At 69.0% G+C, this 14,439-nt stretch carries 6 protein-coding genes; 2 read left to right on the top strand and 4 right to left on the bottom strand.

Translation table 11 applies throughout. The features are described from left to right. Positions 1-34: 34 nt before the first annotated feature. Together AW272_RS01890 and AW272_RS01895 are read right to left on the bottom strand one after the other, a co-directional pair. Positions 35-2,140, bottom strand: coding sequence for a ThuA domain-containing protein (locus tag AW272_RS01890; RefSeq protein WP_157518167.1), 2,106 nt, complete (start codon positions 2,138-2,140; stop codon positions 35-37). Then, positions 2,140-4,953: a PQQ-dependent sugar dehydrogenase gene (locus AW272_RS01895; RefSeq protein ID WP_066360421.1), complete on the bottom strand. Its 2,814-nt coding sequence runs from the start codon at positions 4,951-4,953 to the stop codon at positions 2,140-2,142. The genes AW272_RS01890 and AW272_RS01895 overlap by 1 nt, the downstream gene beginning before the upstream one ends. A 130-nt stretch (positions 4,954-5,083) precedes the next feature. On the opposite strand from AW272_RS01895, the gene AW272_RS01900 reads away from it, so the two are divergent. Next, complete coding sequence (locus AW272_RS01900; RefSeq protein WP_066360423.1) at positions 5,084-6,280, top strand: ROK family protein; 1,197 nt, start codon at positions 5,084-5,086, stop codon at positions 6,278-6,280. A gap of 18 nt (positions 6,281-6,298) precedes the next feature. Here the strand turns inward: AW272_RS01900 and AW272_RS45515 are convergent, their stop codons facing one another. After that, a complete protein-coding gene (locus AW272_RS45515; protein WP_083957821.1) occupies positions 6,299-11,983 on the bottom strand; it encodes a ThuA domain-containing protein in 5,685 nt (1,894 codons plus the stop codon). A 170-nt stretch (positions 11,984-12,153) separates the two neighbouring features. Further along, on the bottom strand, positions 12,154-13,431 hold the full coding sequence (locus tag AW272_RS01910; protein ID WP_066360426.1) for an esterase-like activity of phytase family protein: 1,278 nt from the start codon (positions 13,429-13,431) through the stop codon (positions 12,154-12,156). A gap of 125 nt (positions 13,432-13,556) precedes the next feature. On the opposite strand from AW272_RS01910, the gene AW272_RS01915 reads away from it, so the two are divergent. Further along, complete coding sequence (locus tag AW272_RS01915; protein WP_066360427.1) at positions 13,557-14,420, top strand: hypothetical protein; 864 nt, start codon at positions 13,557-13,559, stop codon at positions 14,418-14,420. The last annotated feature ends 19 nt before the right edge of the window (positions 14,421-14,439 follow it).

Consider the following 14,439-nt stretch of genomic DNA (forward strand, 5'->3'; position numbering starts at 1 on the left):
GGGGTGCCGGTCGGACCGGCACCCCGATTTTTGCCTAGCTGCCGTACACCTCGAACTGGAAGAGCGAGTAGCCCCAGGCGGTTCCCCGCGCGGTGCCGTTGATCCGGACGTACCGGGCCGCGTTGTTCAGGCCGGTGTTGTCGTCCTCGCCGCCGTTGCCGCCGGTGATCGATCGGACCGTGGTCCAGGTCGAGCCGTTGGGTGAGGTCTGGATCTGGTACGCCGAGCCGTAGGCCGCCTCCCACAGCAGCCGCACGCGGCTGATCGTGTAGGACGCCCCGAGGTCGACCTGGATCCACTGCGGGTCGGCGAAGGCGCTGGCCCAGCGGGTGGTGGCCGAGGAGTCGACGGCGGCGGAGGCCGGATATTGGGCCGCCTCCACGCTCGACGCCGTGGCGGTCTTGTTCAGGGCCAGGTTGGTGACGGTGGGCGTACAGGACCTGACGAAGGTGAAGTCGTCCACGTCGAACAGGCCGGTGCCGGTTCCCGTGTAGGTCAGGAACACGTTGGCGTTCCCGGCCGGGACGCCGGTCAGGGAGGTGGTCACGTCGGCGAACGTGGTCCAACTACCCGTGTTCGGTACCGCGACGGTGCCCAGGATCGTGCCGGTCTGGGAGCCGGTGCGGATCTGGATCTGGCCGCCGGGGCCGCCGGAGACCACGCGTGCCTTGAACGCCGTCGCGCCGCCGACGTTCACGTTGTTGTAGCCCGACCAGTCGCCGGGTTCGATGTTGCCGAGGGTCTGGCCGTTGTTGGCGCCGGCCTTCGTGAAGGGGGCCGCGCCGTTCACCGAGGTGTAGGTCTCGGCCTGGAGCGTGGTGCCGCAGGTGGGGGGCTGGGTGCCCAGTTCCTTGATGCGGACGTTCCGGAACGACGCCTGGTCTCCGCTGCCGTGGTTCTGGAGGCCGATGAAGCCGTCCAGGTTGCGGGCCGCGTCGGTGTTGGTGAAGTCGTTGACCTGCACGCCGTTGAGGTAGACGCGGACGCGCTGGCCCTCGACGAGCAGTTCGTAGGTGTTCCACTCACCAGGCGGGTTCAGGTTGGCGTCCCGGGCGGCGATGTCGGCCGACTTGAAGCCGTAGATCGAACCGGTGGTCCGGTCGGCGGTGTCGGTGGCGTCGATCTGGATCTCGTAGCCCTGGTTGACGGCGATGTTGGGGTCGCCGCCGGGGTTCGGGAAGCCGATGAAGATGCCCGAGTTGCTGTCGCCGGTCAGCCGCCAGTCGGCCTTCAGCGAGTAGGAGCCGTAGCTCTTGGCGTTGTACCAGAACAGGCCCATGCCGCCGACGGACGACAACGTCGCGTCGGAGTTGGAGAAGCTGCCCGGTCCCGACTGCGACCAGCCGGTGGTCGAGCCGTTGTAGAGGGTCGTGTAGCCGGTCTCGGCGCGGCAGTCGGCGTCGGCGCGCTTGGCGGTGTACCGCAGACCCCCGAGGAGCTGCGTGCGGAAGCCCGCCTCGGCGTAGGACGACTGGGTGTGGCCGAAGCCCGTGTAGAACGAGCGGCCGCTGTCGATGCCCTTGCACCAGGTGATCGGGTGGTCGGCGCCCATCGAACCGCCCGAGTAGGTCGACTCGTCGAGGGTCGCCAGGACCCGCGCGGTCGAGCGGGGGTTGGTCTGGTAGTTGTACAGCTCGTCGGTGCGGGTCCAGGCCTGTGCCAGGTGCGCGGTCGCCGGGTGGGCCCGGTTCTCGGTCCTGGACGTCACCTGCTGGATCGCGGGGTGGCTGGCGAAGTAGGCGCCGGCGAGCGTGTTGTAGAACGGCCAGGCGTATTCGGTGTCGGCCGCCGCGTGGACGCCGACGTAGCCGCCGCCACCGCGGATGTAGCTCTCGAACGCCGTCTGCTGGGTGGCGTTCAGCACGTCGCCGGTCGTGTTGAGGAACACGACCGTCTCGTACTGGGCGAGGTTGCCGGTGGTGAAGGCGGCGGCGTCCTCGGTCGCGGTCACGGTGAAGCTGTTGGCCGCGCCCAGGTCACGGATGGCCTGGGTGCCGACCGCGATCGAGTCGTGCCGGAATCCGGCCGTCTTGGAGAAGACGAGCACGTCGTAGGGGGCGTCGGCCGCGTGGGCCGGTAACGCCGTCAGGGTGCAGGCGGCCAGGGCTATCGCCCCGGCTGCGATGAGGGCTTTCCGCATCAGGAAACCGTCCACTTCTGGTTCGCGGCCGCGGTGCAGGTCTCTTGCTGTACGGGGGTGCTGTCGGCGCTGTTGCTACCCGTCACGCCGACGCACTTGCCCGATCCGACGTTGCGGAGTGTCCCGTCGGACGGGGTGGTCCAGTTCTGGGCGCCCGTGCCGTTGCACGTGTAGAGCTGGATCTTGGCGCCGTCGGCGGTGCTGGCGCCGGAGACGTCCAGGCACTTGCCGAGGGCGCGGAAGGTCTGGCCGGTCCTGGTCCACGTCTGCGACGTCGAGCTGTTGCAGGTGTAGAGCTGGATCTGGGTGCCGTCGGCGGTGGCGCCGCTTCTGACGTCCAGGCACTTGCCGGCCAGGCCGGTGACCCGGCCGTTGCCGACCGGCGGCGTGCCGGTCGTGAAGGTGAAGGTGTCGAGGTCGAACAGGGCTCCGGTGCCCGTGCCGGCGAAGGTCAGGTAGAGCGAGGTGGTGCCAGCCGGGGCGCCTGAGATCGTCCCGGTGACGTTGGCGAAGGTCTCCCAGCCGCCGGTCGGGGCGACGGCCGCCGAGCCGATGATCGTGCCGGTGGGGGAACCGGTGCGGAACTGCAGGGTGCCGCCGATGCCGGCCGAGGAGACCCGGGCCGAGAACGACGTCGCGTTGTTCAGTTTGTACGGGTCGAACTGGATCCAGTCGCCGTTGTGGATGTCACCGACGGTCCGGCCGCCGTCCGCGGTGGCCTTCGTCATCAGGGCCACGCCCTGCGACGTCTTGTAGTGCTCGGCCTGGCGCTTGCGCGGCTGCAGGATGTTCTGCGCGTGCACGTTCAGGCCGCCGTTGTCGGTGTAGGACGCGTCGAAGATCGGGAAGATGTTGGCCGCGTCGTCGTGCTCACCGTCGACCGGGATGGTGATCGTGCCCGAACACCCGGTCTGCGAGGTGATCTGGTGGGCGTGCTGGTCGTGGCCGAGGGCGTAGGCCATCGTCACCCGCGAGCAGTTGATCGCGCCGTCCTCGGGGTCGGTGACCGTGACGCTCCACGGCACCGCGTCGCCGAACGAGACGAGCTGGCCGGAGGCCGGCAGGTTGATCGTCACGGTCGGGGCGGTGTTGCCGACGCTGATCACGACGCTCGACGTGCCGGTCGCGCCCTGGGGGTCGCGCACGGTCAGCGTGGCGGTGTAGGTGCCGTTCGTGGAGTACGTCTTGGTCGGGTTGGCCGCCGTCGACGTCGTGCCGTCACCGAAGGCCCACGAGTAGGTGAGCGCGCCGCCTTCGGGGTCGCTGCTGCCCGCCGAGGAGAACGTCACGGCGAGCGGGGCGGCGCCCGAGGTGCGGTTGGAGCTCGCCACGGCGGTCGGGGCGCGGTTGCCGCCGCCGACGTAGTCGTACCGGTAGAGGGCGCTGTTGGCGTCGCCGTTGAAGTAGCCGGTGCCGTAGTCGAGGACGTAGTAGGCGCCGTCGGGGCCGAACGCCGAGTCCATGACCTGCTTGCCGTTCCAGGGGAACGTGTCGATCGTGCCGACGGACCCGTCGCTGTTCACGTGGATGGGCTTGACCCAGCCGCGGCCGAACTCGGTGGCGAAGAACTGGCCGTCGAAGGACTGCGGGAACTTCGTCGCCGAGGTGTTCGCGGCGTCGTAGCGGTAGACCGGGCCGCCCATCGGCGACTCGCTGCCCCCGCCGAAGGCGGCCGGGGTGCCGGCGTCACCGGCGTAGCGGATCCACGCCGCGCGCGGCTGCGGCAGCGTCTGCAGGCCCGTGTTGCGGAAGGAGTTGTTCGTCGGCTGCCCGGCGCAGTTGTACTTCGAGCCGGTCGCGTTGGTGGCGAAGTTCCACTCGTTGTACGTCTCGGTCGTGGTGTTCGTGCCGGTGCAGTAGGGCCAGCCGTAGTTTCCGGCGCTCGTGACGCGGTTGAACTCGACCTGGCCCGAGGGGCCCCTGGTCGAGCTGGTGGCACCCGCGTCGGGGCCGTAGTCGCCGACGTACACGACGCCCGTGGCCTTGTCGACGCTGATCCGGAACGGGTTCCGGAACCCCATCGCGTAGATCTCGGGACGGGTGTTGGCGGTGCCCGGCGCGAACAGGTTGCCCGAGGGGATCGTGTACGTCCCGTTCGTGGCCACCTTGATGCGCAGGATCTTGCCGCGCAGGTCGTTGGTGTTGCCCGCGCTGCGCTGCGCGTCGTAGGCCGGGTTGCGGTCGGTGCGCTCGTCGAGCGGCGAGTAGCCGGCCGACTCGAACGGGTTGGTGTCGTCACCCGTCGACAGGTAGAGGTTGCCGGCCGCGTCGAAGTCCATGTCGCCGCCGACGTGGCAGCAGATGCCCCGGCTGGCGGGCACGTCCAGGACGGTGACCTGGCTCCCCGTGTTGAGGGTGAAGTCGGCGTTGAGCGTGAACCTGGACAGGCGGTTCACGCCGGTCCACGTGGTCCACGTGGCGGCGGTTCCGGTGGCGGGGGCGTCGCCGGAGGGGGTGCTCAGCGGCGGGGCGTAGTAGAGGTAGATGTGCCGGTTGGTGGCGAAGCCGGGGTCGACGGCGACGCCCTGGAGTCCTTCTTCGTCGTGTGTGTAGACCGGCAGCGTGCCGACGACGGCGGTGTTCCCGGCGGCGTCGGTCCGCCGCAGGGTGCCGTTGCGCGCGGTGTGCAGGACCGAGCGGTCGGGCAGCACCGCGAGCGACATCGGCTCGCCCGTCTCCGCCACCCCCTTGGCGAGGGTGACCTGCTGGAAATCGGTCGCGTTGATGGTGTGGGCCTGAGCGGGGACGGCGGTGACGCCCGACAGGACAAGTAGCGATACAGCGGCGATCAGTGGCCAGCGGCGGTTTTTCATGCACTTCCTTAATGCGAGCTTGACTCGTTTGCAGCGTAAATTGTTTCGAGCAGATGGTCTAGAAGTTACGTACGGTCCAACACAACTTTTGTTTTTTTGTGCGAAAGTAGGTCGTGGGATAGTTTCCTCCGTGAAGACAAACCGCCCGGAGAACTCGCACCAGGCCGCGCTCCTGCGCCTCCTCCGCGACGGAGCCCGATCGCGGGCCGAACTCAACGACCTCTCCTCCGAGGCCGCGGGGTGGCGGATGTCCCGCTCCAAGCTCAACGCCGAGCTCGACCGTCTGGTCGAACTCGGCCTGGCCGAGCCCGACGGCTTCGCCGAGTCGCGCGGCGGCCGGCGATCCGGGCTGGTCAGGCTGTCGAGCGCCACCCGCTTCGTGGGCATCGACATCGGCGCCACCTCGGTCGACGTGGCCATCACCGACGGCGAGCTGAACGTGCTCGGGCACGTGAGCGAGCCGATCGACATCAGGAAGGGCCCGGCACCGGTGCTCGACCGGGCGCTCGACCTCGTCGGCAAACTCCGGGAGCAGGGGCTCTTCACCCAGCTCAGCGGGGCCGGCATCGGCGTCCCCGGGCCGGTGAGCTTCGCCGAGGGGGTGCCGGTGGCGCCGCCGATCATGCCCGGCTGGAACCGCTACCCGCTGCGCGAGACGATCAGTCAGGAACTGGGCTGCGCCGCGATGGTCGACAACGACGTGAACCTCATGGCGCTCGGCGAGCTGCACGCCGGGGTCGCCCGCCAGGTCAACGACTTCCTGCTGGTCAAGATCGGCACCGGCGTCGGCTGCGGCATCGTGGTCGACGGCAAGATCTATCGCGGGGTGTCCGGCAGCGCCGGAGACATCGGCCACATGCGCATCGACGAGAACGGGCCGCTCTGCCCCTGCGGCAACACCGGCTGCCTGGAGGCCTACTTCGGCGGCTCCGCGCTGGCCGCCCAGGCCGAGGTGGCCGCCCGCAGCGGTTCCTCGCCCTACCTGGCGCAGCGGCTGGCCGCAGGCGGCCTGCTGACCGCCGAAGACGTCGCCATCGCCGCCACCCAGGGCGACCCGGTGGCGATCAAACTGATAAGAGACGGCGGGCGCCGGGTCGGCCAGGTGCTTGCCGGGCTGGTGTCCTTCTTCAACCCCGGACTGGTGATCATCGCGGGCGGGGTGGCCCGGCTCGGCCACATCCTGCTGGCCGAGATCCGCAGCGTCGTCTACCGGCGGTCACTGCCGCTGGCGACCGGCAACCTGCCGATCGTGCTGTCGGAACTGGAGGACGTCGCGGGTGTGGTGGGCGCCGCCCGGCTCATCAGCGATCACGTCTATTCGTCGTGAGCCGGGCGGCGGTGGTGCCTAGCTGTACTTCTGGATCAGCGCTTCGGCATCCCTCAGCAGGACCGACTTCGCCTCGGCGTTGTTGACGATCTTGGGATCGTTCACCGCCTCGACGAACCGCTCGAGCTTCTTGAGGATCTTCGGCTTGTCGCGGTCACGGCCCTTGTCCTCCGACGCCATGACCTTCGCGATGTCGTCCTGGAGCTTCGCGGCCCCGGTCGCCGAGATCTTCCCGGCCACGCGGAACCGCTCGATCAGGGCCGACACGTCGTCGGTCGAGGTCGTGGTGGTGAACCCGACCTGCTTGGTGAAGGTGGAACCGGCGTTCGTGACCACGGTCACGAGGAGCACGTGCTCGCCCAGGGCCAGCTTGTGGAGCGGCTGGGTCGAGCCCGAGACGAACGGCTGACCGTCGAGGGTGCCGGTCACCGTCTTGATCCCGGCGCCCGCCACCTCCCAGGCGATCGTGACGTCGGAGCTGTCCCCGTAGGAACCGCCGTCGGCCACACCGGAGATCACGATGGTCGGCTCGGCGTCCTCGATCGTGAGGGTGACGGCCTTCGTCTCCTCCACGTTCCCGGCCTTGTCGACGGCCCGGTAGCGGAGTTCGTGGTCGCCCGCACCGGTCACGGCCACGGCGGTCGTGTAGACCGTCCACGCCCCGCCGTCCAGGCTGTACTCGATCTTCTCGACGCCCGACGTCGCGTCCGTGGCGGCCAGGGTGACCTGGTTGCCCGGCTGGAAGTCGGCCGTGGTCAGCGGCGCGGTCGCGTCGATCTTGAGGGCCAGCGACTTGGCCTGCTCGACGTTCCCGGCCTTGTCGACCGCACGGTAGTTGAGAGTGTGCGGGCCGTCTCCGGTGATGACGACCGGTTCCGTGTACGTCGTCCACGTACCGCCGTCACGCTGGAACTCGGTCTTCTCCACCCCGCTGCCGCCGGTGTCGGTCGCGGCCAGGGTCACCTGGACCAGACCGGTGTACCAGCCACCGGCCGGGAGCGCCGGGTCGGTCGTCGCCGTGGTCGACGGCGCGGTGGTGTCGCTGCTCGGCTGGGTCACCTTGAAGTAGTCGAACTTGGCCGGCTTGGCCGCCGTCTGGTTGGCGCCCAGGGCGAACAGGCCGATCCGGCCCGTGCCGACCGCCGTGTTGGCCACGGTCTCGGCGATGGTCGTCCAGGTGGTGCCGTCGGCCGAGTAGGAACCCCGGAAGGTGGTGCCGGTCTTCTGCAGGCGCAGGTACCAGACGCCCTGGGTGAGGTTGTTCGCCCCGGGCTGCGGGTTCTGCACCGAACCGGCGACCTCGCTGCGCAGTTCGATGCGGCGGGTGACCGCGGAACCGGCGGTGTTGTCGGTGAGGAAGTCGAACTTCACGTAGTTGTCGTCGTCGACGTACACGATCAGACCACCCTGGTGGTACTGCTCGTTGAACGCCGAGCCGTCGAGCTTGGTCTCCAGGGTCCAGTCGCCCGCGGGCGCGGTCTGGAGGATGACGTTCTTCGGCGCGGTGTTGGCCGTGCCGTAGACGTCGCCCTGTGAGGTGTCGATCTCCAGGTTGCCGCCGGTCACCCGGTGGGTGGCGGCGTCCGGGCGGACGATGGCGTTCCAGCGGCAGACGTCCAGCGCCGTGCCGTCGAACTCGTCGTTCGGGCCCGGCGACCCCGCCGTGTCGTCGGGGGTGATGTGGAACCAGTCGAAGGCGGCGTCGACGATCGGGCGGGTGCCCGAACCGGCCAGCGAGACCAGGCCGATGCGCGGGTTGGTGATCCCGGCCAGCGCCTTGGTCTGCGTCATCGCGGTGAAGGTCGCGCCGTCCTGCGAGTAGTGCGCGGTGACGTTGGCGCCGTCGCTGACGAACCGCACGTAGACGGTGTCGGCGTAGGCGTCGCCGAGGTTGGGCGAGTTGCTGGCGGCGACCTCGTTGGGGACGCCGTTCTCCTCGCGGATGAACTGGAACACGCGGTTGGCGTGGTCGTTGGTGCCGCGCGCCTGGAGCACCATCTTGGCGTAGTTGTCGTCGTCGCCGTAGATGAGCAGGCCCGCCTGCTGGTACTGGTTGCGGGCGTCCATCGTGAGCTTGGCGGTGGCCGTCCACGCGCCCGAGGGCGCGGGCTGGAGCACGATGTTCGGGGTGCCCGTGTTGCCGGTGCCGTAGATGTCGGTCAGCGAGGTCGGCAGGATGACCTTGCCGTCCTGGACCCGGAGGTTCTGGTCCTCGCGGATGACCGACCAGCGGTCGCGGTCGAGCGAGGTGCCCAGGAAGTCGTCGGAACGACCCGAGAAGCACGTGCTGGTCACCGCGTCCACCCGCACGGCCACTGTCCCGGTGGTGGCCGCGCCCCGGGCGTCGGTCACGGTCACCGAGGCGGTGTAGCTGCCGGGCGCGGTGTAGGTGTGGCTCGCTGTCGAGGTGGTCGGCTCGGGCGAGCCGTTCACGCCGAAGTTCCACTTGTACGTCAGCGTCGTGTCCCCGTCGGGGTCGGTCGCGGTGGCGGTGAAGTCGACCTTCAGCGGCGCGGTGCCCGACAGCGGGGTGGCCGCCACGGTCACGGCCGGGCGCTGGTTCTCGGTGACGCCCTTGCCGATGAAGTCTATCCAGTTGAAGTTGAGCAGCGAGTCACCCGCCGCCGCACTGGCGGGCTTGCGCAGCACGAAGAACAGCGGGCTCGTCGCGGCCGGGGAACTGGCCAGGGTCAGCGTGACGTCCTTGTACGTCTGCCACGCCCCCGTCGGGGTGATGTCGATCTGGCCGACCACCGGGCCGTTGTCCGGGTTGCCGGTCTTCACGAGCACGGTGCCGCCCACGCCGGCCGAGGCCGTGCGGAAGCGGATCTGGGAGATGCCGCTCAGGTTGATCGGGGTGAAGGAGAACCAGTCGCCGTCCTGGGTGAACCCGATGTTCTGGTTGCCGCCCTGGGTGTCGCCGGTGGCCTCGATCTGCACGCCCGCCGGGTCGGTGCCCACGCCGTCGGCGACGCGGCCGGTGCCCGAGAAGTGCTCGGCCTGCTTGCGCTTGGGCTGGAGGATGACCTCGGCCCGGCCGGTCAGCGACTGCGAACCGCCCTGGCCGCCCTTGTCGGCGTAGGTGGCCTCAAGGATGTAGAAGAGGTTGTCGTCGATCCCGTGACCGCTGTCGGTCAGGGTCTGGATGGTGCCCTCGCAGCCCTCGTGCTGGTCGAGCGGGTGGCCGTGGCTGTCGTGACCCAGGTAGGCCTGGATCTTGACGTCGTCACAGTCGATCGTGCCGTCTTCCGGATCGGTGACGGTGATCTTGTAGTTCACCTGGTCGCCGAACTCGAAGAAGCCGCCGTTCGGGGGCAGGTCGAGGGCGACGGTCGGGCGGGTGTTCCCGGCGTTGATCGGCAGGTTGGCGGTGCCGTGCAGGCCGTCGGGGTTGGTCACCGTGAGCACGGCGCTGTACTGGCCGGCCTGGGTGTAGACGTGACTGGGGTGCTGCTCCGTCGAGTCGGTCGTGCCGTTCCCGTCGAAGTCCCAGGCGTAGGTGATCGGCTTGCCGTCGGGGTCGCTGGAGCCCTGGCTGGAGAACTGCACGGTCAGCGGGGCCGGGCCGTCGGTCTTGTCGGCCGCGATCCGGGCGATCGGCGGGCGGGTGCCCTTCACGTAGTCGATGCGGTAGATGCCGGAGTCGGCATTGTCGCCGCCGAAGCCGGAGCCCCACTCGATCAGGTAGAGCGCGCCGTCGGGACCGAACTTGATGTCCATCGGCCGCTTGAACGACATCGAGCTCAGGATCTGGTTGATCTTGACCTGGCTGGTGCCGGGCTCGTCGAGCAGGAACGAGAACATCTCGTTCGTGTTCCACTCACCCATGATCGCCTTGCCGTCCCAGTAGGCCGGCCACTTGCGGTCCGACTCGATGGCCGGGTCGAAGCGGTAGACCGGCCCCGCCATGGGGGCGCCGCCGTTCAGCTCGGGGAAGCTGTTCGGGGTGGTCTGGCTGACGTAGTGGATGTTGGCCGGGATCGCGGGCGGGATGTTGGTCAGGCCCGTGTTGTTCGGCGAGTTGTTGACCAGGTTCGTGCAGTCGAAGGCCTGGCCAGAAACTCGTGTCCCGAAGTTGTAGTCGATGTACGGCGTGTTGCCGCCCACGCAGTAGGGCCAGCCGTAGTTGCCGGGCCTGCTGACGAGGTTCCACTCGACGGTGCCCTGCGGACCCCGGTTGGGGTTGGACGCGCCCGCGTCGGGGCCGTAGTCGGCCACCATGAGCAGGCCGGTCTTGGCGTCCAGGCCCACGCGGAACGGGTTGCGGAAGCCCATCGCGTAGATCTCGGGACGGGTCTGCGCGGTACCCGGCGGGAACAGGTTGCCGTCGGGGATCGTGTACGTGCCGTCGGCCTGCGGGCGGATGCGCAGCACCTTGCCGCTCAGGTCGTTGGTGTTGCCCGCGGTGCGCTGGGCGTCCCAGGCGGCACGGCCGGCCGTCTCGTCGATCGGGGTGTAACCGTCCGAGGCGAACGGGTTGGTGTTGTCACCCGTGGTCAGCCAGAGGTCGCCCGTCTTGTGGTCGATGGCCAGACCGCCGCCGTGGTGGCAGCATTCGGCGCGCTGGACGGGGATGTTGAGGACCTGCACCTCGCTGGCCAGGTCGAGCGTGTCGCCCGTGACCGTGAAGCGGCTGAGGCGGTCGACGTTGACTCCGGCGGGGGAGTAGTAGACGTACACCCAGCCGTTGGTGGCGAAGTTCGTGTCCAGCACCAGGCCCATGAGGCCGGCCTCGTTGGCGGTGTAGACGTTGAACCGGGCGGCCGTGACGGTGGCGCCGCTGGGCTTGATGATCCGGAAGTCACCGAGGCGGTCGATGTAGAAGACGCGGCCGTCCTCGGCGACGTCCAGCATCATCGGGTTCGAGGTGTTGTCGTCCAGCGTGATCTTGTCGAAGCTGGAGCTCTGCGAGGCCGCGCAGTCGGCCTTCTCGACGCCCGCCGCCGTGCGGATGCCGCCGAGCAGCATCTTGGTGAAGTTCGCCTCGACGAAGCTCTCCTTGGTGTGGCCGAGGCCGGTGTACCAGGAGCGGCCGCCGTCGTAGTCCTGGCACCAGGAGATCGGGTGGTCGATCCCCATCGTGCCGCCGGTGTACGACCTCTCGTCGAGCGACTGCAGCACGTGCACCGTGCTGCGCGGGTTGGTCTGGTAGTCGTACCACTCGTCGACCCGGGTCCACGTGGTCGGCAGGTGCGCCGTGGACGGGTGGGCGGGGTCCTCGGTCCTGAGGGTGGCCTGCTGGGTGGCCGGGTGAGACTTGAAGTAACCGCCGACCAGCTTGCCGTACCACTCCCAGCCGTAGTGGGTGTCGGAGGCCGAGTGGATGCCCGCGAAACCGCCGCCGCCCTGGATGTACTTCTCCAGGGCCTCCCGCTCGGAGGCGTTGCTCAGCGGGTCACCGGTGGTCGACAGGAAGATGACCGCCGAGTACTGCGCGAGGTTGGCGTCGGTGAAGGCGTCGCTGTTCTCCGTGGCGTCGACGGCGAAGTTGTTCTCCGTGCCGAGCTTCTGGATCGCGGCGATGCCGTCGGGGATCGAGTCATGCCGGAAACCGGTCGTCTTGGAGAAGACGAGGACCTTGAACTCGGGATCGGCCGCCGCCGCGGCGGCCTGCGCTTGGGCGTGCGCGGCCACCGGAGGGGTTAAGGGCAGCACGAGGGCAGCGGCCAGAAGAGCGATTCTGGCCAGCCTTCGAAAAGGCATGGAGGGACCTTTCCTGACAGAGGGAGACGTCAGGCAAAGCGCGCGCGCCGATCACGCTGCCACGTTGTTCAGTTAGCCGGAGATGCCACTCCCCGGGTGACTCCCGTGATTTGTAACACGGAAGTTTCCGGGGAGCCCAGAGGTGTTCAGGTAACGAGTTGACCTTGATTTCAGCGCAGCGGCTTGGGGAGCTTGATGGTGACGATGCGGCTCTTCACACCGGAGTCGATCAGGCGCCCGTCGGCCCCGAACTCGCCCAGCCCGAAGTCGTTGTCGTTGGCCACGACGATGGTCCGCGCGTCGAGGACGGCCAGCCCTTCGACCTTGCCCGGCAGCGTCGGGGCCACCTTCGACAGGTCGGCGATCAGCTTCTTCGGGGCCAGGCCGACCCTCGACAGGTCGGTCAGCGCCTCCAGCGACGGGGTGGTCGCCGCGTCGTCGTACCTGCCGCCGAGGAGGTTCTTCGCCCTGGCCAGGTTGATCTCGTAGATGTGCGCGACCTTGTCGGTCCGCTCGTCGACCAGGATGCGGTCGCCGGCGACGTGGGCCAGGCCGGAGATCTTCATCTGGCTCTGGTCGCCGTTGTACGACGAGTCGAAGGTCGTGATGTCCTCGAACTGGTAGGCGTACTCACCGGTGATCCGGCCGCGCCGGATGTCGAAGGTGAGGATGCGGGCGATCCGCGACTTGTCGCCGACGGCCTTCGTCGGGTTCTGCAGCGGGCTCTGCACGGCCAGGTAGAGAGTGTTCCCGTTGATGGCCAGGCCCTCGAAGCCGCGGTTCTGCGGCCGGGTCGACAGGATGGCGGGCAGCACGTCCTTGACCGGGTAGTCGGCGCCGACGAGGTCGAGGCCCTTGGGCACGTACCGGGCGATGACCCGGCCCTTCGACGACACGTGGATCAGCGACGGGCTGTACTTGTCGACCAGCCAGAAGTCGCCGTGCCGGTCGACCACGACGTCCTCGGTGTCGACGCCGCCCGGGTTGTAACCGAGCTTGGCGAGCCCGTCCCAGGTGTACGGCAGCTCGTCGTGCCCGGCCTGGTTCGACATGCCCGTGATGGGCTTGCCCGAGCGGCCGGTGAGCGGGATCCACTTCTTGATCTCGACGCCGTGCCGGGTCGACACCTTGGCGATGGCCGGGGCGAACTCGGGGATCGGGAAGGTCCGCCGCTTCTCCCCCTCGACGGTCGGCTGCCCGTTGGGGCCCCGGTCGGTGACCATCCAGAAGTCGCCGTCCCGGCCGGCCGGGAAGAGCCCGCTGCCGATGCCGCCGAGCTTCACGCCGCGGTCGTCCTGGATCGACGGCTGGAGGTCCTTCAGGGGGACGGCGGGGATGGTGACGTCCTTGACGACGACCGGGGCGGGGGCGGGCTTCGCCGTGGCCGTACCGGGGATGACGAGCGTCGCGGCGGCCAGGGCCAGACCGGCGAGGGCGGGACGGAGCATCGGCGTACCTTCCGTTTTGTGGTGCTTTGCCAGCCGACCACCGTAATGACCGATCTTGAACGGGAGGCCTCATCCCGATGAAGGAAGGTCTGCGCGATCGCGCTCGTTTGGGGGATGCTGGCGGTATGTCTCGTGTGTCGGCCGATGCCGCCCGTCAGGCGGCCGAGATGGTCGCGGAGGCACGCGACGACCCCGCGGCGCGGGTGCGGCTGGCCGCGCGGTCCTATGAGCGGCCGAGGAGCCTGCGGCCCTACCGGCGGGCCGCGATGGCGTTCATGCGCTGGCAGATCCAGCGCGGCCTGATGGACCCGGTGACCGGCAGCCCCTGGTGGCGGGCCGTCAATGAGACCCTGCTCCGCGACACGACCGAGGCGTCTCTGCTGGTCGGCGGGGCCTCCGGCGAGCCGAGTACCCCTGCGGTCGGGCACTGGACCACGTTCCTGCGCGATCCCGGGCCCCGGTCCTGGTACTGCGCGCACAACGCCAGCATCGTCGCCGGATACCTCGACCATCGGGACCTGGTCGAGCTGGAGACTCCGCTCGAACGCTTCTTCATGGACGTCGCGCTGCTCCGGGTGCTCTACGCCCACTGCCTGCTCAGCCGCCCGGGGCTGGCGCTGGGGCGGCTGGCCTTCCTCGGGCCGCTGCTGGGCGATCCGCGCCGCCGGGGGGCCGACCTGTTCCTGTCGCTGTCCGATGTGCTGCCGGAGGAATATCCGCTCGACGACATGACGATCGAGCAGGTCCTCGACGATGAGAACTCGCTGGGGCGGATCTTCGACTACGGCGTCATCGCGCCGCGCATCGACCCCCTCTACCGGGCCGCGGCCGAGGATCTCGGCGAACCCCGGGTGGCCACCCTGCACACTGCGGAGTGCCCGGTCTACGCGTGGCCCTACGAATACCGTCACGTCTGGCGGACCAGCCGGTCGCGCGCCGGGATCGCACTCGTCGGGAAGCTGCTCGGGCCGATCCGCGCTGACCGCTGAGATCGCCAGTTTCGCGGCA

Source organism: Herbidospora mongoliensis (assembly GCF_001570545.1).
GTDB classification, from domain to species: Bacteria; Actinomycetota; Actinomycetes; order Streptosporangiales; family Streptosporangiaceae; genus Herbidospora; species Herbidospora mongoliensis.

Excerpts from the sequence above, each read along its gene's own strand:
- AW272_RS01890 (WP_157518167.1), bottom strand. The coding sequence starts at position 2,140 with ATGCGGAAAGCCCTCATCGCAGCCGGGGCGATAGCCCTGGCCGCCTGC.
- AW272_RS01895 (WP_066360421.1), bottom strand. The coding sequence starts at position 4,953 with ATGAAAAACCGCCGCTGGCCACTGATCGCCGCTGTATCGCTACTTGTC.
- AW272_RS45515 (WP_083957821.1), bottom strand. The coding sequence starts at position 11,983 with ATGCCTTTTCGAAGGCTGGCCAGAATCGCTCTTCTGGCCGCTGCCCTC.
- AW272_RS01910 (WP_066360426.1), bottom strand. The coding sequence starts at position 13,431 with ATGCTCCGTCCCGCCCTCGCCGGTCTGGCCCTGGCCGCCGCGACGCTC.
- AW272_RS01915 (WP_066360427.1), top strand. The coding sequence starts at position 13,557 with ATGTCTCGTGTGTCGGCCGATGCCGCCCGTCAGGCGGCCGAGATGGTC.